The organism is Pandoraea sp. NPDC087047, assembly GCF_044745225.1.
In the GTDB taxonomy this organism is placed as follows: Bacteria; Pseudomonadota; Gammaproteobacteria; order Burkholderiales; family Burkholderiaceae; genus Pandoraea.
Genome location: NZ_JBIUZU010000009.1, coordinates 137,729 through 161,017 on the forward strand (window position 1 = coordinate 137,729; position 23,289 = coordinate 161,017).

The following is a 23,289-nucleotide window of genomic DNA, read 5'->3' on the forward strand; positions in this document are numbered from 1 at the left end:
CTTATGCACGCCTATGGACGCGGCTGAGCGGCGTGCGGATCGCCGCTCGCTGCGGTCTGTTGTGCGTGCGTCGCAGCATTGGCCGCCATGGTCGCGGCGGTGCGCAACGCTTCGAGCAGACTGCCGCTTTCGGCCTGACCCGTGCCCGCGAGATCGAGCGCGGTGCCATGATCGACGGAGGTACGGATGATCGGCAAGCCGAGCGTGATATTCACGCCAGCGCCGAAGCTGGCGTACTTGAGCACCGGCAGCCCCTGATCGTGGTACATCGCGAGCACGGCGTCGGCGCCTTCAAGATGACGCGGCTGGAACAGGGTGTCTGCGGGATACGGGCCGCGCGCATCGATACCGGCGGCGCGCGCATCGTCCAGCGCGGGGGTGATGACGTCGATTTCCTCGCGACCGAGATACCCCGACTCCCCCGCATGCGGGTTGAGTCCCGTTACGAGAATGCGCGGACGCGTCAGGCCGAAGTGACGCATCAGATCCTGATTGAGGAGGATGAGCGTTTCCAGCAGATCGTCGCGACGAATCGCGCCCGGCACCTGCGCGAGCGGCAGATGCGTAGTGGCAAGCGCCACGCGCAACCCGCCGCCGGCGAGCATCATCACCACGCGCGGTGTGCCCGTGCGCTCGGCGAGATATTCAGTGTGCCCGGTGAAGGCCACGCCACAGTCGTTGATCGTGCTCTTCTGCAGGGGCGCCGTGACGATGGCGTCGTAGGTGCCCGCGACGGCGCCGTCGATGGCGTCGTCAAGCAAGGCCAGCACATAGCGACCGTTGGCGGCATCAAGCTGCCCCGGCTGTGCCGTCACCGCGAGCGGGTGATGCACGACACGCACTCGTCCCCCGGCCAGCAATGCCTGCCAGGCGTCTCCCAGTCCCACAGCTTGCGCGCGGGCAGCGAGCAGCGAGGCATCACCGAGCACGGCGAAGCGGCAGTTGGCTAGCGGGGAATTGGTGGTAGCGGCAGAAGCGCCAGAGGAAAAAACAGACGCGTCGACGGCCGCTCCCGGCGCGGCGAGACACTTCACCAGTGCCTGCACCGTCAACTCCGGCCCGACGCCCGCCGGTTCACCGGTGGTGATGGCGAGGACGAAGGACCGGTCGGGAGTCATGCCTGAAAGGAGAGGAGGATCGAGAAACGTCTCACGCAGCGCTTACTGCTGCGCGCTGCTCAGACGATAGTCGACATAAGCGCTGTCGCGCAATTGCTGCAACCAGTCGCGGTACTGCTGCTCGGCCTTGCGGCTGCGCAGTTCCTGCATGGCGAGGTTGCGCTCCTGATCGCCCGACACCTGCGACTCGCGATGGCCCAGCACCTGAATCAGGTGATAGCCATACTCCGAGCGCACGGGATCGCTGATCTGACCGTCCTTGAGCTCCGACATGGCGCGCTCGAAGGCCGGCACCGTCTCACCCGGCGAAATCCAGCCGAGATCGCCGCCCTGCGAGGCCGAGCCGTCCACCGAGAACTTGCGGGCGAAATCGGCGAAGTCGCCCTTGCCCGATTCGACCTGCGCCTTGATGTCGAGCAACTTCTGACGAGCCTGCGCTTCCGAGACACCGTCGCCCACCCGGATCAGGATGTGACGTGCGTGAATCTGCGGCACGGTCATGCCCTGATCGCCACCCTGCTTGCGGGTTTCGACCAGCTTGATGACGTGGAATCCGTTGTTGCTGCGAAGCACCTGCGGCACCACGGTGCCCGGTTGCAGCTTCTGGACCTGATTCAGGTAAAGATCGGGAATACGCTCGGGAATGCGGAAGCCCATGTCGCCACCGCTGGCCGCATCGGACGCATCCGAATACTGCTTCGCGAGTGCGGCGAAATCGCCACCGGCCTTCGCCTTGTCGAGTGCTTCGCTAGCCTTCTTCTGCGCGTCGCTGACCTGATCGGGCGTGGCGCCGTCCGGCAGCTTCACGAGAATTTCGCTCAGACGGTACTCCGTCTCCGCCGGGGTCGCCGAGGCGCCGCGCTGCGCGGCGAGATAGGTGTTGATTTCCGAGTCGCTCACCTGCACCTGGCTGTCGACTTCGCGATCGCGCAGGCGCGCCAGAATGATCTGCTCGCGCACTTCCTTGCGGAAAGCGTCCCAGGGCACACCGGCTTGCGACAGACGCGCCTTGTACTGATCGACGCTCAGACGATTGTCTGCGGCGATGCGCTGCAAGGCCTGTTCGACGTCGGCGTCTTTCACGACAATGCCGTCTTCCTTGGCGCGCTGGAGCTGCACCTGCGTGACGATCATCTGTTCGAGCACCTGACGCTGCAACAGGTCAGCGTCCGGAATCGGACGCTTGGCGAGCGTCAGTTGATGCTTGGCCTCATCGATACGCGTGTCGAGTTCCTTGCGGGTGATCACGCTGTCGTTGACCACGGCCACGATGGAATCGACCGCGCGCGCGGACGACGCGGGTGCACCGGCGACGTTGGCGCTGACCGGCGCCGGCTGGGCCACCGCCACCCCGGCGGCGAGACACAGGCTCGCCAGCAGCGAGGCACGCTTCACAAACATGTCATTCATAGTTGCTGAATCGAGAAGGAATCTGGTTCGTCGGCGGCGGCTGGTAACCCGGCACCCCGACCTTGAAGGCTTCTGTGGCGCTGTTGCCGGACTTGGTCAAGCCCTTCAACTCCAACTGCGCGAAGATGCGCGACGTTGTCGTGGTGGCATTGGTTGCATAGCGCTGGAGCCCCACCCGGAAGGCCCAGCAGTCGGCATCATACTCGAAACCCGCCAGGGCATCGATGAACGTCTTGTCGGTAATGCTGTAGTTCAGGCGGCCAACAATGCCGAACCGCGGTGTGATCGGCCACTGACCGGAAAGTTCGATTTGATTGATCGGCGTGACGGTCAGCGCGGTTTGCCCCACCACCGGCGGCGGATTGCGCAGGTAGCGGTAGTACAGGTTGAACACCCTGCGCTCGCCCGGACGCCACGTCACGCCGATATCCGAGCGATTGAACTGCGACGTGCTCGGGCTGTACTGCACAGCGGTGCTGAACGTGACGTTCTGATAAAGCAGCGCCGAGCCGCCGACCAGGAAATCGGATACGCCGGCGTCTTCCGGCACGCCGCCCGGCATCGTCACGAGCGACTGCGTAATGTTATAGCGCTGTGCGTACCACACCCGCGCGCGCTCCACCCCGGTATCCGCGTCGATCAGGCGCGAGGTCAGCGCCGCCGTGATACGGTTCGCATCCTGAATGCGGTCGACGCCGATAAATGAGTTTTCGCTGAAAATTTCCGCGAGGTTGAAGTCGGCCGTCGCGCTGTCGAAAATCGGAATCGAATTCTGATTGCGGTACGGCGTGTAGACGTAGAACAGGCGCGGTTCCAACGTCTGCTTCATGGCCGAGCCGAACAGGTTCAGCGAGCGCTCGAACGTCAGCCCGGTATCGAGACTGACCGTCGGCACCGTGCGCGTGATCGACGACTGCATCATCGATCCACTCGGATAGTCGACGTTGTACGACGCCGCATTGAAGATTACCTTCGGCACGACAAAGTAGCCGGGCGTCAGAATCGGATAGCTCAGCGTCGGTTGCGCGTAAATCCGCTCACCGTTGGGCTGCCCCGTCCATGACGCGATCTGGAACCGGTTGTACCGGATCGGCATCGTGAAGTCGAAGCCGTGGAAGTCCAGCTTGTTGTACGTCGCGGACAGTTCCGGCACCGATTCGTACTGCGGCGTGCTGGGTGCGAGCGTCTGATATTTCAGCACGCGTGCGAGGAACGACCAGTCGCCATAACTCCACGTCAGGCCGGCTTCTCGGTTATACACACGCTGAACGCCGGTCTGGAAGTTCGTGCCGGAGCCGAAATCGTCCGGATAGGTGTCATCCGACACCTTGGAGTAATTGACGTAGAAGTTCACGCCATAGCCCAGCGCCTGGCTGTGCTGGAAGGTGAACGTATAACGTGCGTCCCCCGTCACCCGGTCCTTCGGCAGGTATTCGAGATGGAACAACCCGGAATAGGTTGGCTCCAGATACCGGAAGTCGGCGTTGAGCATTACGCCGCGCTTGGTCATGAAGCGAGGCGTGAGGGTCAGGTCGCGGTTCGGCGCGATGTTGATGTAGTAAGGCGTGACCAGTTCGAAACCGGTGCGGCTCGACTGCGTAAACGTCGGCGCCAGGAACCCCGAATGGCGCTCGTTGGACGTCGGAAACGACAGATACGGGCTGGCGAAAATCGGCACGCCCTGGAAGAACAGAATGCCGTTGTACGCCGTGCCTTCCTGTTGCTCCTGATCGAACTCGAACTCGGACGCCTTGATGTACCACGCGGGCGTCTTGCCGTCTTCCGCGCATACAGCGCAGCCCGAATACGTGCCGTGCTGCAACGTCACGACATTGCTCGCCTCGATATCCGCACGCTCCGACTTGCCGCCACCGCCCGTCACGAGCCGGTAGGTCGGCGTGAGCATGTAGCCATCGCCCGCGCCGGTATACATATGAGCTTCGGGGCCGGTGAAGAGATTGCCGCCTTGCGAGAGCCGCGCATTGCCGCGCGCCACGATCTCGTCCGTATCCTGATCGTAGGTCAGGCGGTCGCCTTTGACGAACGAGCGGTATTTGCGCGCCTCGGCATTGTCGTCGACCGTTGTGTCCACGTTGGTTCGGCCCGTGAGGTGCATGCCGCGCAGATACGTCGGCACGTCCTCGCCGTCACCCAGCGGGTTATCGACGAGCGCGGGCACCGTGCGCAGCACGAGGCCGTCGCTCTTGGCAATATCGGGCGGGGGAGCTTCCTGCGCACCGGCGAGCGAACACCACACCCCCGGCAGGGAGAGCAGGAGTGCCAGCGGCTTGCGTCGCGTGCGCATCATGCGCCGCAGCGAAGAGACATCATTCGTATGGACTTGTTTATCCGGCATGTACGCAAACAGCGTGACAATCGTGGCGCCGCTTGCGGGCAGCCAATCCCGCTTGTCCACCGGGCGTTGCCGGGACATTCGGGACGGTCGATCGAGGTCGAGAAACAGGGCGTCTGGAAAACATGATCGGGTATTATATGGCAAGACGTTTACCGCCCCCATCATGACCTCACACCCCACCGCCCACGCGAGTGTTTCCGACGCTTCCAACGCCCTCGCCGACACGCACGATCCGCGCCTGCAAGCCCTTCGCGACTGGCTCTCCAGCGTGGCCGCCCCATTCTCGCTCGACATGGCGCAATGGGCCCCGGCATCGGCCGACGCGAGCTTCCGGCGCTACTTCCGCATCGGCAGCCACGATCCCGCGCATTCGAGCCTGATCGTGATGGACGCGCCGCCGCCGCAGGAGGATTGCCGCCCCTTCGTGCATATCGCCGGGTTGCTGCAAGACGCCGGGCTGCAAGCCCCGAAGGTGCTCGCCGAGGATCTCGCGCAGGGTTTCCTGCTGCTCACGGACCTGGGACGCAAGACGTATCTCGACGTGCTCGACGAAGACAACGCGCGTGGCCTGATGCGCGCCGCGCTCGATGCGCTGATCGTCTGGCAGAAGAGCTCCCGCCCGGATGTCCTACCCGCCTACGACACGGCGCTGCTCCAGCGCGAGCTCGATCTGTTCCCTGACTGGTACATCGGTAAGCATCTGAAAGTGGCGCTGAGCGAATCGCAGCGTGCAACGCTCGATCGCATCAATCAGTTGCTCATCGACAGTGCGCTCGCGCAGCCCAGGGTCTTCGTGCATCGCGATTACATGCCGCGCAATCTGATGCCGGGACTGCCTGGCACCAGCGGCCCCGGCATTCTCGACTTCCAGGATGCGGTCTACGGCCCGCTCACGTACGACGTGATCTCGCTCATGCGCGACGCGTTCCTCAGTTGGGACGAAGAACGTCAGCTCGACTGGCTGGCGTACTACTGGGAGCGCGCGCGCAAGGCCGGTCTGCCGGTCGACGCCGACTTCGGCGAGTTCTATCGTCAGGCCGAATGGATGGGGCTGCAGCGTCACCTCAAGGTGCTCGGCATTTTCGCGCGCATCAACTATCGCGACGGCAAACCGCGTTATCTGGCCGACACGCCCCGATTCATCGAATACGCCCGCAAGGTCGCCGATCGCTACGCGCCGCTGCGCCCGCTGGCCAAATTGCTCGACGAGCTGACCGGCCAGCAGGTCGACGTCGGCTACACGTTCTGAGGCGTCGCCGATGACTGCCATGAAGGCGATGATCTTCGCCGCCGGACGCGGCGAGCGCATGCGCCCGCTCACGGACGCCGCGCCGAAACCCCTGCTCGCCGTCGGCGGCAAGCCGCTCATCGTCTGGCAGATCGAGGCGCTTGCGCGCGCGGGGTTCACGGACATCGTCATCAATCACGCGTGGCTGGGCGCGCAGATCGAAGCCACGCTCGGCGACGGCAGCGCGTTCGGCGTGCGACTGGCCTACTCCGCCGAGTCCGAAGCGCTCGAAACGGCAGGTGGCATCGCGCAGGCGCGAGCGCTGCTCGAAGGGGCCGGGAATATCTTTCTGGCCATTGCGGGCGACGTGTTCACCTCGTTCGACTTCGCGACCTTGCGCCCGCACGCTGCGCACATGGCTACGCAGGCAGCGCCGCAGATGCATCTGGTGATGGTGCCGAATCCGTCGTTTCATCCGACGGGCGACTTCGCGCTCGATGCGGCAGGCCGTCTCCATCTGCGCGACGACGCGCCCGCGGCGGCCGAGTCGCTCACGTTCGGCAGCATCGCGCTGTACGACCTGCGGCTCTTCGACGGCATCGCCCCCGGCACGCGCATGGCGCTCACGCCGCTGTACCAGCGCTCGATTGCCGCCGGACAGGCGAGCGGCGAGCGTTTCGACGGCATTTGGGAAAATGTCGGCACACCGGCGCAGCTTGCCGCGCTAGACGCCGAAGTGCGCGCCCGGCACGACGTCGCCCCCGGCAGTAGAATCGCCTGAACACGCCTGAAAATCGAACAAAACCCCGAAATGGAGCCCGCGATGTCTGATTCCCCGTACCGTGCCCGCCGCGAGCGAGTCATCGAACAGATGCGCAAGGCCGGTGGCGGTGTCGCCATCCTGCCCACGGCGCCGGAAGTGCCGCGCAACCGCGACAGCGACTACCCGTATCGTCACGACAGCTATTTCTATTACCTGTCGGGCTTCACGGAACCCGAAGCGGTTGTCGTGCTCGACAGCCGCACGGGGCATTCGATCCTGTTCTGCCGCGCCAAGAACGAAGAGCGCGAGATCTGGGACGGTTACCGCTTCGGCCCCGATGCCGCGCGCGAGGCCTTCGGCTTCGACGCCGCCTATCCCATCGACGAGATCGACACGCGTCTGCCGCAACTGCTGGCCGACGCCCCGGCCCTGTTCTACGCGCTCGGCGCATCGGCGCAGCAGGATCGTCAGGTGCGCCACTGGCTGAGCGCCGTGCGTGCACAAAGCCGCACCGGCGTGTCGGCGCCGTCTGCCGCACGCGATATCCGCACGATTCTCGACGAGATGCGTCTGGTCAAGGACAGCACCGAACTCGACATCATGGCCCGCGCGGGCAAGATTTCCGCCGACGCCCACGTGCGTGCGATGAAGGCGTCGCGCGTCGGCCTGCGTGAATACCATCTGGAAGCCGAGCTGCTCTACGAATTCCGCCGCAACGGCTCGCAGTTTCCCGCGTACGGTTCGATCGTCGCCACCGGCGCAAATGCGACCGTGCTGCACTATCGCGCCGGCGACGCCGAGTTGCGCGACGGCGATCTGGTGCTGATCGATGCCGCCTGCGAGCTGGACGGTTACGCTTCGGACATCACCCGCACGTTCCCCGCCAACGGCAAGTTCACCCCGGCGCAGCGCGAGCTGTACGACATCGTGCTCGCCTCGCAGCAGGTGGCCATCGACGCGACCCGCGCAGGCGTGCGCTTCGACGCACCGCACGAAGCCGCCGTTCGCGTGCTCGCCCAGGGCATGCTCGACACGGGCCTGCTCAAGCGCGACGCCGTTGGCAGTCTCGACGATGTCATCGCCAACAAGTCTTACAGCCGCTTCTACATGCACCGCACCGGGCACTGGATCGGCATGGATGTGCACGACTGCGGCGAATACCGTGAAGACGGCCCGAACGGCGAGCGTCCGTGGCGCACGCTGGCAGCGAACATGGTGACGACCATCGAGCCGGGCATTTACGTGCGTCCGGCACCGGACATCGACGAGCGTTACTGGAACATCGGTATCCGTATCGAAGACGATGCCGTTGTGAACGCCGACGGCTGCACGCTGCTCACGCGCGACGTGCCGGTCGACGCCGACGAAATCGAAGCGCTCATGCGCGATCGATAAGCGTTCGATGACAACCGCTCAGGTTTGCGCTTCCGACATGCGCCCTGCGAACGAGCGTTGCGCCGGTCGTTTCGACGTCGCCATCGTCGGCGCCGGTCCGGTCGGCACGGCGCTCGCCCTGCTGCTGGCGCAACGCGCGCCGCAGTTGCGTATCGCTCTGGTGGACGCTCGCGGCCCGCAGTCCGGTTACGACGACCCGCGCACGCTGGCTCTCTCGCATGGCAGCCGCGAGATCCTGACGCGCGCCGGCGCCTGGCCGCACGATCGCGGCGCACTGAACGGCACGCCGATTCAGCATATCCACGTGTCGCAGGCGCAGCGCTTCGGCAGCACCGAAATCGACGCGCGCGATCACGCCGTGCCCGCTTTGGGTTACGTCGTGCGATACGGCGCGCTGATGCGGGCGCTGGACACCGCAACGGCGCAGTTGCCCGCACGCTTCGAGCACGCACCGCACGTGTCGTCGCCCGACACGCTGGACGTAGACACCGCGGGCCTGCATCACTTCCGTCCCTATCGCGCGATTGCGCTGCGTCAGGACTCGCAGCAAGTCACGATCACGCTCGGCACGTCGAGCGACGATCATGCCCACACGCTGCACGCCACGCTCGCCGTGAACGCCGAGGGAGGGCTTTTCGAGGGACAGACGTCCCGTGCGCGGGCTCGCGATTACGGGCAGACGGCGCTGGTCGGCTTCGTCACCTGCGAACGGCCGCGTCCGGGCTGGGCGTGGGAGCGTTTCACGTCCGACGGCCCACTTGCGCTGTTGCCGCAGGAAAACGGCTATGCGCTGGTGTGGTGCTGTTCGCATGACGAAGCGAAACGCCGTCGCGAAATGGACGACGCGCTGTTCCTTGGGGCGCTTCACAAAGCGTTCGGGGACCGCATGGGCCAGTTCACGTCGATTACGGGTCGCGCCGGCTTCCCGCTCGGCCTGAACGCCCTCGGGCATCCGGTCGACGGGCGCGTCGCCGCCATCGGCAATGCGGCGCAGACCCTCCATCCGGTGGCCGGACAGGGCCTGAACCTCGGCCTGCGCGACGCCTTCGACCTGGCCGACACCCTCATACACGACGCCCGCACCGCCACGACCCACCAGGGCGTGCCCGGTCCGGCCGCCCTCACCGCCTTCGCTCGCCGCCGTCGCGCCGACCGGGGTCTCACGATCCGCATCACCGATCTGCTGCCCCGCATCTTCGGCATCGACGCCACACCGGTCGCCCTCCTGCGCGGCATGGCGCTCGCCGGTCTGGACCTCGTCCCCCCGCTCAAGACGGCATTCGCCCGTCAGATGATGTTCGGCCAACGCGGCTGAACCGGCGGCCTTCCCGGCGGGACCGCCGGGAATATTGCACAATTTTTAGGCGACGAGGACGGGTTTTCGCAGTAAAATAGCGATCTTTTTCCCGGCTTTTCCCCTTCATCGTGCGTATCGGCCCCCACGAACTCCGCAATAACCTGTTCGTCGCCCCCATGGCGGGTGTGACGGATCGGCCATTCCGCCAGTTGTGCAAACGACTGGGGGCGGGCTATGCCGTCTCGGAAATGGTGGCCTCCAACGCGCAGTTGTGGAAGAGCGAGAAGACCATGCGCCGCGCCAATCACGCGGGCGAAGTCGCCCCGATCTCGGTGCAGATCGCAGGCGCCGACCCGGCCATGATGGCCGAAGCCGCGCGTCACAACGTCGAGCGCGGTGCGCAGATCATCGACATCAACATGGGATGTCCGGCCAAGAAGGTCTGTAATGTGGCCGCCGGCTCAGCGCTGTTGCAGAACGAGCCGCTGGTCGCCCGGATCGTGTCCGCCGTCGTGGGTGCCGTGGGCGATGTCGTGCCCGTTACGCTGAAGATTCGCACGGGCTGGGATCGCGAGCATAAGAACGCGCTCACCGTCGCGCGTATCGCCGAAGACTGCGGCATCAGCATGCTTACCGTGCACGGCCGTACGCGCGCCGATCTGTATCACGGCGACGCCGAATACGAGACCATCGCCGCCGTGAAGGCCGCCGCGCGCATTCCGGTTGTCGCCAACGGGGATATCGCGTCGGCGCAGAAGGCCAGGCATGTGCTCGAAGTCACGGGCGCCGACGCCATCATGATCGGCCGGGCGGCGCAGGGACGTCCCTGGTTGTTCCGTGACATCGAACTCTTTCTCACGACGGGCGAGATCGCGTTGCCGCCGCGCGTCGACGAGATCCAGCAGATCATGAACGAACACCTCGAAGACCATTACGAGTTTTACGGGGAGTACACCGGTGTGCGGACCGCGCGGAAACATATCGCGTGGTATTCGCGTGGCCTGCCGGGGGCAGCCGCGTTCCGCCAGCGTATGAATACGCTCGACACCACGCAGGAACAGTTGGCTGTGGTCAACGAGTTTTTCGAACAGCAGAAGGCGCACTCGGACCGCCTCTGCTATGAACAAGAATCTCCGAGGGAGCTATTAGCCGCATGAGCAGAACCATCATAGAACAATGTGTGCGCGACAGTCTGGATGCGTATTTCCAGGATCTGGACGGCGCCCAACCAACCGATGTCTACGATATGGTCGTCCTGGCCGTCGAAAAACCCCTGCTCGAGTTCGTGCTCAACAGGGCAGAGGGCAACCAGTCGCTCGCCGCGGATTATCTGGGGATCAACCGCAACACGCTGCGCAAGAAGTTGCAGCAACACGGCCTGCTATAAGGACGGCATTCGCCCTTCGCAGCCCTGACCGCCCCGGTCTCTTCGCGCCCACCCGTCCGTTTTTGCCGCTTCACTATCGTCCGTCATGATCAAGCAAGCTCTCATCTCCGTCTCCGACAAGACCGGCATCGTCGACTTCGCCAAGTCGCTCGCTGCTCAGGGCGTGTCGATTCTCTCCACTGGCGGCACCGCCAAACTGCTGGCTGACGCTGGTCTGAAAGTGACCGAAGTGGCCGACTACACCGGCTTCCCGGAAATGCTCGACGGGCGCGTGAAGACGCTGCATCCGAAAGTTCACGGCGGCATTCTGGCGCGTCGCGATCTGCCCGAGCACATGGCCGCGCTCGACACGCACGGCATTCCGACGATCGACCTGCTCGTCGTGAACCTGTATCCGTTCGTGCAGACGGTGGCCAAGGACGATTGCTCGCTCGAAGACGCCATCGAGAACATCGACATCGGCGGCCCGACCATGCTGCGCTCGGCAGCGAAGAACCACCGCGACGTCACCGTCATCGTCGACCCGGCCGACTACGCCGTGGTGCTCGACGAAATGAAGGCGAACGGCAACACCGTCGGTTACGCCACGAACTTCCGTCTGGCCACCAAGGTATTCGCCCACACCGCCCAGTACGACGGCGCGATCACGAACTACCTGACGAGCCTGGGCGAATCGCTGCGTCACAGCGAGCGCTCGGCCTACCCGGCCACCCTGAACCTTGCGTACACCAAGGTGCAGGACATGCGCTACGGCGAGAACCCGCATCAGAGCGCTGCGTTCTACCGCGACATCGCCACGCCCGACGGCGCGCTCGCGAACTATCGCCAGTTGCAGGGCAAGGAACTGTCGTACAACAACATCGCCGACGCCGATGCGGCGTGGGAATGCGTGAAAACGTTCGAAGCGCCGGCCTGCGTCATCATCAAGCACGCGAATCCGTGCGGCGTGGCCGTGGCGGCTTCGGCGGCCGACGCCTACGCGAAGGCGTTCCAGACCGATCCGACGTCGGCTTTCGGCGGCATCATCGCCTTTAACCGCGAAGTCGACGAAGCCGCCGCGCAAGCCGTGGCCAAGCAATTCGTGGAGGTGCTGCTCGCCCCGTCGTTCAGCGCAGCCGCGAAGCAGGTCTTCGCCGCGAAGCAGAACGTGCGCCTGCTGGAAGTGCCGCTGGGCAACGGCGTGAATCAGTACGACTTCAAGCGTGTTGGCGGTGGCCTGCTGGTCCAATCGCCGGATGCAAAGAACGTGGCGCCGCACGAATTGCGCGTGGTCACGAAGCGTCATCCGACGCCGAAGGAAATGGACGATCTGCTGTTCGCCTGGCGCGTGGCGAAGTACGTCAAGTCGAACGCCATCGTGTTCTGCGCGGGCGGCATGACGCTGGGCGTGGGTGCTGGTCAGATGAGCCGTGTGGATTCGGCCCGTATCGCCAGCATCAAGGCACAGAATGCCGGTCTGTCGCTGAAGGGCTCGGCCGTGGCGTCGGACGCGTTCTTCCCGTTCCGTGACGGCCTCGACGTGGTGGTCGCCGCCGGCGCTACCTGCGTGATTCACCCGGGCGGCTCGATGCGCGACGAAGAAGTCATCGCCGCAGCCGACGAGCACAACGTCGCCATGCTGATGACGGGCACGCGTCACTTCCGTCACTAAGCCTTCGCCGTGATGGCCCTCGCCGGGGTCATCCGTCGATAAAAAGGCCAACCTCGGGTGTAATGCCGTTCAGTTAAGCCACTGAACGGCCTTTTTTATGGGCATGGCGATTGTAAGCAGCGCGCAGCGATGTTAGCTTTCATCGCCATGCTGCTCGATGACCTACGCCCTCTTGTCGAATCGCAACCGCCGCTCGATTGGAGTCGGCTCGGGCAGCCTCTGCCCTACGAATGGATTGTGCATACGGCGCACGCCAGCGGCAGTGCCGGAGTTCTGGCAAACCCGAGTGGTATTGGCTGTCGATAGGCGTGGCCGACAGCGGGTACTGCGGACTTCGCTAAGTGATCGCAGACGGTTCAAGGCGGCAGTCACGCGCTCATACGGCAAACTTCCCGCACTGCTCACTCGCCTGCGCGAGCGGCTTAAACAACTTCCCAACGAAAAACGACCCGGGCGCAGTTGCGCTCGGGTCGTCAAGTCCAGGCCATTTCGCTATACCGTCCGGCACCTCAAAAAGACCTTAACTGAACGGCATTACACCCGAGGGTGTCCTTTTTGTTCTCCTGCGAGCCTGTGCGGTCGGTCGAGCCGCGCACAGGCTGCGCTAGCACTCAGCTACGCGCGAGACGCGAGAGCGTGGTCAGGAAGACGTCGGTGGGGCTCGCGTCGGCTTGCAGCTCACACACGGTGCCACCGTCGATGTCTTGCATGCCGTCTACGCGAAGCGCGTGGTGCGCAGGCACGCTCAGCGTCCGGCCATCGAGAAAAGTCACCCGCACTTGCCCGTGCGCGCAGTACAGGAACGCGATGGCATTGCTTCCTGCCGGCAGCGTCCACGTCAGCCCCTCACCTTCAAGGCGATGCTGCGCGAGCGTGTGCTGCCAGTCGGTGCGGCGCGTCATGACGTTGAAGTCGTCGATAGGCACACCGGCCGTCTCGAGCGACGGGGTACTGCTCACCGCCAGTTCGCCACCGAAGGCGTACGGCGGCGTGCGCGTTGTGAGCGTAACGTCCGGACGGCCTTCGACCTTGAGCGCGAGCGTTCCGCCGCGGACAATCGCCAGCGAACGGTCGATGCCCGCAAATACCGAGAACGGCCCCGGCGCCGCAACGGTCGCGGTGCTGATACGCCAATCGAAGCCGTCTTCGCCGGGACGTCGTGCGACGGCAAGTTCCGTCGTCACGCCCAAGCCGTTCTTCCACGGCATCTTCTGAAAATCGGCCGGGCCGAGTGCTTGCAGTTCCATGCGAGGCGCGCGCTTATTTGCGGACTTCGCCGTGCCCGAACACGACGTACTTCAGACTCGTCAGCCCTTCGAGACCCACCGGACCGCGGGCATGCAACTTGTCGTTCGAGATGCCGATCTCAGCGCCCAGCCCGAATTCGAAACCGTCCGCGAAACGCGTGCTCGCGTTGATCATCACGCTCGCCGAATCGACTTCACGCAGGAATTGCATGGCGTCGGTGTAGCTCTCGGTGACGATGGCATCGGTGTGATGCGAACCGTAGCGATTGATGTGGGCGATGGCCGGGGCCATGCCGTCGACGATCTTGATGGCCAGCACCGGCGCCAGATACTCGGTCGACCAGTCTTCCTCGGTCGCGGCAATCGCACCGCTCACGCCCGCCTCGGCGAGCACGGCGAGCGTGCGCTCGCAACCGCGCAGTTCGACTTGCTTGCCCTGGAACATGCGGGCAATGGCCGGCAACTGACCAATGGCTTGCTGATCGACGAGCAACGTCTCCATCGTGTTGCACGTGCCGTAGCGGTGCGTCTTCGCGTTCTCGCAGATGGCCAGCGCCTTGACCGGATCGGCGCGGCCGTCGACATACACGTGGCAGATGCCGTCGAGGTGCTTGATCATCGGTACGCGCGCATCCTGCATCAGGCGCGCGATCAGGCTCTTGCCGCCGCGCGGCACGATCACGTCGACATACTCGGTCATCGTGATGAGTTCGCCGACCGCAGCGCGATCGGGCGTGCTCACTACCTGCACGGCGTCGCCGGGCAAGCCGCTCGCGGCGAGCGCGCCGGCAATGAGCGCCGCCAGCGCCGTATTGCTTTCGATGGCCTCCGAGCCGCCGCGCAGAATGGTCGCGTTGCCCGACTTGAGGCAAAGCGCTGCGGCGTCGATGGTCACGTTCGGACGCGATTCGTAAATGATGCCGATGACACCCAGCGGCACGCGCATCTGGCCGACCTGGATGCCGCTCGGCTGCACGCGCACGTTGCTGATTTCACCGATGGGATCGGACAGACCGGCGATCTGACGCAGGCCTTCGATCATCGTGCGCAACGCTTTGTCGGAGAGCGTGAGACGGTCGATAAACGCGGCGTCCTGCCCATTGGCACGAGCGCGTTCGAGATCCCGCTGGTTCACTTCCTGCAATTTCGCACCGTCGCGCTCGATGGCGTCGGCAATCGCGAGCAACGCGCGATTCTTGGCTGCGGTGTCGGCACGCGCCATGGCGCGCGACGCCTCACGGGCACGCTGGCCCAGCGATTGCATGTAGGCTTTGATATCCATATCGTCGGAGGCTTGTCGGCTTGCTTATCGGCTTATGGTGGATGTTTCTGTCGCCGGTGATGCGCCAGATTGTCCGTCAATTGGGGACATCTTGCTGGCGCGGCTCCCGTGCCTCGAGAGGCACGGCTTCGGCAGAGAATTCGGGGCGCGGTCTACGCGTGCACCGGACGCGGTGCGCGAGCGGAACGCGCCATCGGCGGTCGCTCGCCGGCGAGCAGCAGGCCGAGTTGCAGCATGCCGTCCCACGGATCGCCGGGCAGGCCGTCGGCCCGCAGCCCTTTGACTTGCCGGTCCAGACGCGCGGCCAACTGCAAAGCCTGCGCCAGCATGGGGGCAGTGACGCGATTGACCGCCTGTTCCATCAGGCGTTCGCGCGGCCCCCAGACACGGTATTCGCGCAACAGCATGGCGAGCGGTTTGCCCGACGCCATACCACGCGTAATCTTGGCGAGCGTGCGAACCTCTTCGGTCAGCGCCCACAGCACGAGCGGAGCGGCCTCGCCTTCGCCGCGCAATCCGTCGAGCATGCGCACCAGACGCGCCACATCGCCCGCCAGCACCGCTTCGCTGAGTTTGAAGACGTCGTAACGCGCGACATTGAGCACGGCGTCCTGCACCTGTTCGAACGCGAGCGCGCCCGGAGGATACAGCAAGCCGAGCTTCTGAATTTCCTGATGCGCCGCGAGCAGATTGCCCTCGACGCGATCGGAGATGAACTGCAACACGCGTCGTCCCGGCTCGCCGGCCTCGACACGTTGTCCCTGCGCGCCGAGACGCTGCGCGATCCAGTCCGGCAGACGATGACGTTCGACCGGATCGATCTTGAGCGTCACACCCGCGCGATCGAGCGCCGTGAACCAATCGGATTTGCTGGCGGCGGCATCGAGCCTGGGCAGCGTGATGATGGTCAGGACGTCGCCGTTCACGGCGTCGGCATGCGCCTTGAGCGCCGCGCCACCCTCCTTGCCCGGCTTGCCGCCCGGCACGCGCAATTCGATGAGCTTGCGATCACCGAACAGCGACATCGACTGCCCGGCGTTGATGAGTGCGCCCCAATCGAAGCCGCGCTCGACGCTGAGCACGTCGCGCTCGGTGTAACCGCCGGCACGCGCCGCCGCGCGCACGCGATCCACCGCCTCCTGCACGAGCAGGCTCTCGTCGCCGTAGATCGTATAGATCGGCGAGAGGGTCTTGGCGAGGTGCGCGTCGAGCGCGTCGGGACGCAGTTGCATGGCAGTGAGCGCAGGCTTCCTGAGAGCGGTTCGGGGGTTACTCTTCCGGCTTCAGCGCCGGCATGGACTTCACCGCTTCCATGCGGCGGATGATCTGGTCGACGGCGTCCTTCTGCATGTCGCGATTGAGCAGCGCGGCTTCCGCATCGCGCGCGGTCGATTCGCTATCGCTATACGGCAGGTTACGCGTGAGACGGATCGTGTTCAACGCAATGATCGGCCTGCCATCCGGCGTCACGAGCTGGAAGGTATAGGAGCTGCGCATTTCGTACTCACGTGCCTGTCCGTTCGAATCGAGACTGACCGCCGTACGCGAAGCCGTGGTGTTGACGATCTCGAGACGCGCATCGGCGTCCTTGGGATTGGTCACCACGACCGTCCCCTTGCTGCCATAGCGGATATAACGCGAGATATCGGTGGCCATCTGGCCGCCGCCCGAAATGTACAGGCGATGGAACGCGTACTCGCTCGAGCCGCGCAGCTGGAAGCCGCAGGCGGAAAGCACCAGCGCGCAGCCCAGCAGCGCGATCCAGCCGAAAATCCTGCGCGTCGCACCGACGCCTCGTTGCCCGGATGTCATTTGCACGAAATGTGCCCTCTTGTCACCAAACGTCATCAAATCGTCGACGGCGGCAATCGCTACCGCCCCGGATCCTCAGCTCAGCCTACGGCTCAGACCACCACGTTCACGAGACGGCCCGGCACGACGATCACCTTCTTCACCGGCTTGCCTTCGCCGAACTTGGCGGTCATTTCGTGCGCGAGTGCGGCCTGCTCGATGGCTTCGCGCGAGGCGTCCTTCGCCACACGCACAGCACCACGGACCTTGCCCGCCACTTGCAACACGAGTTCGATTTCGTCCTGCACCAGCGCCGCTTCGTCGACTTCCGGCCACGATGCGTCGAGCAGATCGCCGGATTGTGCCGCGTAGCCGAGCGCCACCCACAGACCGTGGGTGACGTGCGGCACGACCGGGTACAGCACGCGCAGCAGAATGCCGTAGCACTCGCGCACCGCACCGGCACCCGCCGCGCCCTTGTCGCTTTCGATGGCGTTGAGCATCTTCATCGCCGCCGACACGACCGTGTTGTACTGCACACGCTGGTAGTCGTAATTGGCCTGCTTGAGCACACTGTGAATCTCGAGGCGCAGCGCCTGAGCCGCCGGATTGGCCGTGTCGATGGCGGCGTCCGCCTGACGCAGCAGCGCAGCCTGCGACTGCCCGAAGCCCCACAGACGACGCAGGAAACGACTCGCGCCCTCCACACCGGCGCCCGACCATTCGAGCTGTTGCTCGGGCGGTGCGGCGAACATCACGAACAAACGAGCCGTATCGGCACCGTACTGATCGATCAGCGATTGCGGATCCACACCGTTGTTCTTCGACTTCGACATCTTTTCGATGCCACCGAGCGTCACGTCGGCGCCGTCAGCCTTCGACGTGGCGCCCGCCGGGCGGCCCTTGTCGTCGAACTGCACTTGCACGTCGAGCGGGTTGAACCACGTCTTCTTGCCCGACACGTCTTCGCGATAGAACGTTTCGTTGAGCACCATGCCCTGCGTGAGCAGGTTTTGCGCCGGCTCCTTGAAGCTCACCAGCCCCAGATCGCGCATGACCTTGGTCCAGAAGCGCGAGTACAGCAAGTGCAGGATCGCGTGCTCGATGCCGCCGATGTACTGATCCATCGGCATCCAGTAATCGGTGCGCTCGTCGACCATGGTCTCGGCGTCCGGGCAGGCGTAGCGCGAGAAGTACCACGACGAGTCCACGAACGTGTCCATCGTGTCGGTCTCGCGACGTGCGGGCTTGCCGCACTTCGGACAATCGCACTTGAGGAACGCTTCGGACTTCGCCAGCGGGTTGCCGGTGCCGTCCGGCACGAGGTCTTCCGGCAGCACGACCGGCAGATCCTTCTCGGGGACGGGCACCGGGCCGCACGTCTCGCAATGGATGATCGGGATCGGCGTGCCCCAGTAACGCTGACGGGAGATACCCCAGTCGCGCAGACGGAACGTGACCTGCTTGTCGCCGGCGCCCTGCGCCTTGAGGTCGGCCGCGATGGCGTCGATGGCGGCCGCGAAGCCCAGACCGTCGTACTTGCCGCTATTGACGAGCTTGCCGCCTTCCTTGTCGCCGTACCAGGCTTGCCAGGCGTCGGTCGAGTACGTCTCGCCTTCCACGGCCACGACCTGCTTGATCGGCAGGCCGTACTTGCGCGCGAACGCGAAATCGCGCTCGTCGTGTGCCGGCACGCCCATTACGGCGCCTTCGCCGTAACCCATCAGCACATAGTTGCCGATCCACACTTCGACCTTGTCGCCCGTGAGCGGATGCGTGACGAAGAAGCCCGTCGGCATGCCCTTCTTTTCCATCGTGGCGATGTCGGCCTCGGCCACGCCGCCCTGCTTGCACTCGGCGATGAACGCCTGCAAGTCCGGGCGATCGGCGGCCAGACGCGTTGCCAGCGGATGCTCGGCGGCGATTGCGGCGAAAGTCACGCCCATGATCGTGTCGGCGCGCGTGGTGAACACGCGCAGCAGCTTTTGCTCGCCGTCGAGTTCATACGGGAAGCCGAAGTTCACGCCGAAGCTCTTGCCGATCCAGTTCTGTTGCATCACCTTCACGCGCTCGGGCCAGCCGAGGTCGTCCAGGTCGCCGAGCAGTTCGTCGGCGTACTCGGTGATGCGCATGTAGTACATCGGGATTTCACGCTTCTCGACCAGCGCGCCCGAGCGCCAGCCGCGGCCGTCGATCACCTGCTCGTTGGCGAGCACGGTCTGATCGATCGGATCCCAGTTCACCGTACCGGTCTTCAGATAGACGACGCCCTTCTCGAGCATCTTCAGGAACAGCCACTGGTTCCAGCGGTAGTACTCAGGCTTGCAGGTGGCGATTTCGCGCGACCAATCGATCGCCAGGCCCATGGCCTGCATCTGCTTCTTCATGTAATCGATATTGTCGTACGTCCACTTGGCCGGGGGAACGGCGTTGGCCATTGCCGCGTTTTCCGCCGGCATGCCGAACGCGTCCCAGCCCATCGGCATGAGCACGTTGAAGCCGCGCATGCGCATCTGACGGTACATCACGTCGTTGATGGTGTAGTTGCGCACGTGCCCCATATGCAGCTTGCCCGACGGATACGGCAGCATCGAGACGCAATAGAATTTCTGTTTGTCCGCGCGCTCGGTGGTCTTGTAGGCATCGATGGCCTGCCAGTGGGACTGGGCGGAGGCTTCGACGTCGGCGGGAACGTATTTTTCTTGCATGATGGGTCGGCGGATAGGATTCGGCTCGGCTCCGGCCCCATTGGCGCGCCGCATCGGGTGCGCAGCACGCAGGAATTACAGGGCAGATCCGGGGAAAACGATGATTATAACGCCGCCGGGAGTGGATTCGGCGTGACGTTGGCGAGGGGTAAAGCCTTTGGGTCGCTTTGGCTTCCGGCCCCGCAGGCGCGTTGTGCGACCTGCGGCGGAACATGCCGCGAGGGCGGCCTCGGATGCGTTCCGGCGCCACCCAGTGCCGCCCGGCGCAGCGCTCGGCGTCTCAATCGACACCCCACGCTCCACCGGCGACCCGGCGCCGGATCAGCGTAGACCCAGCACGTCCTGCATGTCGAACAGGCCCGTCTCGTGTTGGGCGAGGAAGCGGGCGGCACGCAGCGAACCCTGTGCATACGACAGACGGCTCGACGACTTGTGCGTGATCTCGATGCGCTCGCCGATGCCGGCAAACAGCACCGTGTGATCGCCAACAATATCGCCACCGCGCACGGTCGCGAAACCGATGGTCGACGGATCGCGCTCGCCGGTCACACCTTCACGGCCATAGACGGCGCATTCCTTCAGATCGCGACCCAGTGCCTCGGCCACGACTTCGCCCATGCGCAATGCCGTGCCCGACGGGGCATCGACCTTGTGACGATGGTGCGCCTCGATGATTTCGATGTCGTAGCCCGTGCTCAGGATCTTTGCCGCGACTTCGAGCAGCTTGAACGTGGCGTTCACGCCCACGCTCATATTCGGTGCGAACACCACGGCCACGCGCTCGGCGCCCTTCGCGAGACGCGCCTTGTCGTCTTCCGAGAAGCCGGTGGTGCCGACGATCATCTTCACGCCGTGCTTTTGCGCGGCAGCCAGATGCGCCAGTGTGCCTTCCGGACGCGTGAAGTCGATCAGGTATTCGGCATTGGCAAGCGCAGCGTCGAGATCGGCGGTGATCTTCACGCCGGTGTCGCGGCCCAGGAAAGCGCCGGCATCGATCCCGAGTGCCGGGCTGCCCTCACGGTCGAGGGCGCCGACCAGTTCGGCATCGTCAGCCGCCAGCACGGTTTCGATCAGCATCCTGCCCATACGGCCGGAGGCGCCAGCAATCGCAATCTTCATCATGGTGATTCTTTCGTCTTCTTTCTGACAGGCTTACTGAGGCATCGAGAACAGGCCGCCACCGGAGGTCACGCGCGGCGATGGGACAAGCCCGGTGCCCGTACCCGTGCCACCCGAGGTGCCGTTACCGGCGGCAGGCGCGGGGGACGGCGAGGGTTGTGCGGCGGGCTTGGCAGCGGCAGCCACGTTGGCGGCGGCGTCCGTCGACACGGTGGCAGCGTTGGTCTCAGCAGGCGTGGCCGTCGGCGCAGCGGCTGCGGCATCCGGCGACGGTGCAGCCGCCTCGGCGGCAGCCGCGCTGGCGGTCGACGGTGCCGGAGCTTCCGTCTTCACGGTCTTGCCCTTCTGGCCGTCGATTTCCTGCACCAGTTGGTACTCGGTCGGCAGATTCTCGCCGCCTTCCCAACGGGCCAGCTCATCGCCTTCGAAGTACACCTTCAGGTGGCGCTCTTGCACCACCGAAGCGTTGCCACGCTTGAAGTAGAAGACGTAATCCCAGCGGTTCGCATGGAAAATGTCCGTCAACAGCGGCGTACCGAGCAGTTGACGCACCTGATCGCGCGTCATGCCGGCCTTGAGCTGATCGTAGGCTTCCTTCGAGACGAAGTTGCCTTGCACGATGTTGATTCGATACGGCGTAACAACGCCGATCACTTTGTCGGTCATGCTGTCATACGTCGAGCAGCCGGCCAGAGCCAGGAAGGCTGCCGCTGCGCAGACAGAGAACGGAAGGGAGAGATAACGACGCAAATCTGACTCGCTTTCAAAAAAATCGAACTTGATCCGGCACGCCGGGCGCGCCGCCACATCGCCCCCGTTGACGGCACAACCGTCCCGTTTGCCCCGGTTTGCGCCCGGGCAAGGCAAAAAGGCATTATTATTGGGGCTGTATTGTACTCTAGGGACGTAGAGCGATGCCGAATCCCGCCGATTTGAAAAATATCGGACTGAAAGCCACGCTTCCGCGCCTCAAAATTCTGGAGATTTTCCAGAACAGCGAGGTGCGCCATTTGACCGCCGAAGACGTTTATCGTCATCTGCTCGGTGAAAATCTCGATATCGGCCTGGCCACGGTCTACCGTGTGCTGACGCAATTCGAGCAAGCCGGGCTATTGTCGCGCAGCAACTTTGAATCCGGCAAGGCCGTTTTCGAACTTAACGAAGGGCATCACCACGATCACCTGGTGTGTCTGGACTGCGGCCGTGTCGAAGAGTTCTTCGACGCCGAAATCGAACGCCGTCAGAAACTGATTGCCAAGGAACGCGGCTTCGCGCTCCAGGAGCACTCGCTGGCGATGTACGGTAGCTGCTCGAAGGATCCCTGCCCGCATCGTCAGAAAAGCTGAGCGGTTGCGCGACGCCCTGCAACGTAAGTTTTAGGAAGTCGCACAACGGCACAGCGAATGCTGGCCTCTGCCGAAATCGTTGCGTTCCGCATCTCGCGGATCGATGCACAAAAGAAAAACGCCCGATGGTCTCCATCGGGCGTTTTTCGTTGATCGCAGCGATCGGCTTACCGCAACTTACTTGGCAGCCATCAGCGCAACGGTCGTGTCGAGCATGCGGTTCGAGAAACCCCACTCGTTGTCGTACCACGAACCGACCTTCACCAGACGGCCCGACACCTTGGTCAGCGTGCCGTCGAAGTTCGACGAAGCCGGGTTGTGGTTGAAGTCGACCGACACCAGCGGTGCCGTGGTGTACGTAGCGATGGCCTTGAGCGGGCCTTCGGCCGCTTCCTTCAGGATCGCGTTCACTTCGTCCACCGTCGTGTCGCGCTTGGCAACGAACGACAGGTCGACGATCGACACGTTGATCGTCGGAACGCGGATGGCATAGCCGTCGAGCTTGCCATTGAGTTCCGGCAGCACCAGACCGACGGCCGAGGCAGCGCCCGTCTTCGTCGGGATCATGCTCATCGTGGCCGAGCGGGCGCGACGCAGGTCTTCGTGGTAGACGTCCGTCAGCACCTGGTCGTTGGTGTAAGCGTGAACGGTGGTCATCAGGCCCGTTTCCAGACCGATCGCGTCATGCAGCGGCTTGACCAGCGGTGCCAAGCAGTTCGTAGTGCACGAAGCGTTCGAGATGACCGTATCGGTCGACTTGAGCACGCCTTCGTTCACGCCGAACACGATCGTCGCGTCCACATCCTTGCCGCCCGGGGCCGAGATGATGACCTTCTTCGCGCCGCCCTTCAAGTGGGCACTGGCCTTTTCCTTCGTGGTGAAGAAGCCCGTGCACTCGAGCACGACGTCCACACCCAACTCGCCCCACGGCAGTTCGGCCGGGTTGCGGTTGGCCAACACGCGAATCTTGTCGCCGTTGACGACCATGTAATCGCCGTCGACCGTCACGGTGCCCGGGAACTTGCCGTGCGCCGTGTCGTATTGCGTCAGGTGAGCGTTCGTCTGTGCATTGCCGAGATCGTTGATAGCGACGATTTCGATATCGTGCTTCTTGCCACCTTCGTAGTGGGCACGCAGTACGTTGCGGCCGATACGGCCGTAGCCGTTGATAGCGACGCGAATGGTCATGGG

Annotated in this window: 19 protein-coding genes and 1 pseudogene; 9 read left to right on the forward strand and 11 right to left on the reverse strand. The window is 64.2% G+C overall.

Features of this window, described 5'->3' with window-relative positions; translation table 11 throughout:
* Window positions 1–11: 11 nt before the first annotated feature.
* From pdxA to ACIPHM_RS18500, 3 genes are read right to left on the reverse strand one after another with little or no spacing between them, the layout of a single operon-like run.
* The gene (gene pdxA / locus ACIPHM_RS18490) at window positions 12–1,118 is read right to left on the reverse strand and encodes a 4-hydroxythreonine-4-phosphate dehydrogenase PdxA (protein ID WP_400331226.1); all 1,107 of its coding nucleotides are present in this window, start codon (window positions 1,116–1,118) and stop codon (window positions 12–14) included.
* Between the two features lie 42 nt (window positions 1,119–1,160).
* Entirely contained in the window at window positions 1,161–2,528 is a 1,368-nt protein-coding gene (locus ACIPHM_RS18495; RefSeq protein WP_400331228.1) for a peptidylprolyl isomerase, read from the reverse strand.
* On the reverse strand, window positions 2,521–4,962 hold the full coding sequence (locus tag ACIPHM_RS18500) for an LPS-assembly protein LptD (RefSeq protein ID WP_400331230.1): 2,442 nt from the start codon (window positions 4,960–4,962) through the stop codon (window positions 2,521–2,523). Before ACIPHM_RS18500 ends, ACIPHM_RS18495 begins: the two co-directional genes overlap by 8 nt.
* A gap of 85 nt (window positions 4,963–5,047) precedes the next feature.
* On the opposite strand from ACIPHM_RS18500, the gene ACIPHM_RS18505 reads away from it, so the two are divergent.
* The 8 genes and pseudogenes from ACIPHM_RS18505 to ACIPHM_RS18540 form a co-directional block, all read left to right on the forward strand.
* Entirely contained in the window at window positions 5,048–6,133 is a 1,086-nt protein-coding gene (locus ACIPHM_RS18505; protein WP_400331233.1) for an aminoglycoside phosphotransferase family protein, read from the forward strand.
* 19 nt (window positions 6,134–6,152) lie between these two features.
* Window positions 6,153–6,893: an N-acetylmuramate alpha-1-phosphate uridylyltransferase MurU gene (gene murU, locus ACIPHM_RS18510; protein WP_400331480.1), complete on the forward strand. Its 741-nt coding sequence runs from the start codon at window positions 6,153–6,155 to the stop codon at window positions 6,891–6,893.
* A 42-nt stretch (window positions 6,894–6,935) separates the two neighbouring features.
* Window positions 6,936–8,270 (forward strand): aminopeptidase P N-terminal domain-containing protein, encoded by a 1,335-nt coding sequence (locus ACIPHM_RS18515; protein ID WP_400331236.1) that lies wholly within the window; start codon window positions 6,936–6,938, stop codon window positions 8,268–8,270.
* Between the two features lie 37 nt (window positions 8,271–8,307).
* On the forward strand, window positions 8,308–9,585 hold the full coding sequence (locus ACIPHM_RS18520; protein ID WP_400331483.1) for a UbiH/UbiF/VisC/COQ6 family ubiquinone biosynthesis hydroxylase: 1,278 nt from the start codon (window positions 8,308–8,310) through the stop codon (window positions 9,583–9,585).
* 110 nt (window positions 9,586–9,695) lie between these two features.
* Entirely contained in the window at window positions 9,696–10,724 is a 1,029-nt protein-coding gene (dusB, locus tag ACIPHM_RS18525; RefSeq protein WP_400331239.1) for a tRNA dihydrouridine synthase DusB, read from the forward strand.
* The gene (locus tag ACIPHM_RS18530) at window positions 10,721–10,954 is read left to right on the forward strand and encodes a Fis family transcriptional regulator (RefSeq protein WP_400331242.1); all 234 of its coding nucleotides are present in this window, start codon (window positions 10,721–10,723) and stop codon (window positions 10,952–10,954) included. Before dusB ends, ACIPHM_RS18530 begins: the two co-directional genes overlap by 4 nt.
* Window positions 10,955–11,039: 85 nt before the next feature.
* Window positions 11,040–12,605, forward strand: coding sequence for a bifunctional phosphoribosylaminoimidazolecarboxamide formyltransferase/IMP cyclohydrolase (gene purH, locus ACIPHM_RS18535; RefSeq protein ID WP_400331245.1), 1,566 nt, complete (start codon window positions 11,040–11,042; stop codon window positions 12,603–12,605).
* 262 nt (window positions 12,606–12,867) lie between these two features.
* Window positions 12,868–13,128 (forward strand): annotated as a pseudogene (locus tag ACIPHM_RS18540) (hypothetical protein); the annotation flags it as partial.
* A gap of 88 nt (window positions 13,129–13,216) precedes the next feature.
* On the opposite strand, the gene ACIPHM_RS18545 reads toward ACIPHM_RS18540, so the two are convergent.
* The 7 genes from ACIPHM_RS18545 to ACIPHM_RS18575 form a co-directional block, all read right to left on the reverse strand.
* A complete protein-coding gene (locus ACIPHM_RS18545; protein WP_400331247.1) occupies window positions 13,217–13,852 on the reverse strand; it encodes a HutD family protein in 636 nt (211 codons plus the stop codon).
* Window positions 13,853–13,865: 13 nt separating this feature from the next.
* Window positions 13,866–15,134, reverse strand: a complete 1,269-nt coding sequence (locus ACIPHM_RS18550; RefSeq protein ID WP_400331250.1) for a glutamate-5-semialdehyde dehydrogenase — start codon at window positions 15,132–15,134, stop codon at window positions 13,866–13,868.
* 152 nt (window positions 15,135–15,286) lie between these two features.
* Window positions 15,287–16,366 (reverse strand): DNA polymerase III subunit delta, encoded by a 1,080-nt coding sequence (holA, locus tag ACIPHM_RS18555; protein WP_400331253.1) that lies wholly within the window; start codon window positions 16,364–16,366, stop codon window positions 15,287–15,289.
* A 37-nt stretch (window positions 16,367–16,403) separates the two neighbouring features.
* Window positions 16,404–16,946 (reverse strand): LPS assembly lipoprotein LptE, encoded by a 543-nt coding sequence (gene lptE / locus ACIPHM_RS18560; protein WP_400331486.1) that lies wholly within the window; start codon window positions 16,944–16,946, stop codon window positions 16,404–16,406.
* Between the two features lie 92 nt (window positions 16,947–17,038).
* Window positions 17,039–19,633 carry a leucine--tRNA ligase gene (gene leuS, locus ACIPHM_RS18565; protein ID WP_400331256.1) on the reverse strand — a complete coding sequence of 865 codons (2,595 nt, stop codon included), beginning with the start codon at window positions 19,631–19,633 and terminating at the stop codon, window positions 17,039–17,041.
* A gap of 321 nt (window positions 19,634–19,954) precedes the next feature.
* On the reverse strand, window positions 19,955–20,752 hold the full coding sequence (gene dapB / locus ACIPHM_RS18570) for a 4-hydroxy-tetrahydrodipicolinate reductase (RefSeq protein WP_400331489.1): 798 nt from the start codon (window positions 20,750–20,752) through the stop codon (window positions 19,955–19,957).
* 33 nt (window positions 20,753–20,785) lie between these two features.
* Entirely contained in the window at window positions 20,786–21,418 is a 633-nt protein-coding gene (locus ACIPHM_RS18575) for an outer membrane protein assembly factor BamE (RefSeq protein ID WP_400331259.1), read from the reverse strand.
* 248 nt (window positions 21,419–21,666) lie between these two features.
* Here ACIPHM_RS18575 and fur point away from each other — a divergent pair, with 248 nt between their 5' ends.
* Window positions 21,667–22,098, forward strand: a complete 432-nt coding sequence (gene fur / locus ACIPHM_RS18580) for a ferric iron uptake transcriptional regulator (protein WP_400331262.1) — start codon at window positions 21,667–21,669, stop codon at window positions 22,096–22,098.
* A 177-nt stretch (window positions 22,099–22,275) separates the two neighbouring features.
* On the opposite strand, the gene gap is transcribed toward fur, so the two are convergent.
* The gene (gap, locus tag ACIPHM_RS18585) at window positions 22,276–23,286 is read right to left on the reverse strand and encodes a type I glyceraldehyde-3-phosphate dehydrogenase (protein ID WP_400331264.1); all 1,011 of its coding nucleotides are present in this window, start codon (window positions 23,284–23,286) and stop codon (window positions 22,276–22,278) included.
* Between the last annotated feature and the right edge of the window lie 3 nt (window positions 23,287–23,289).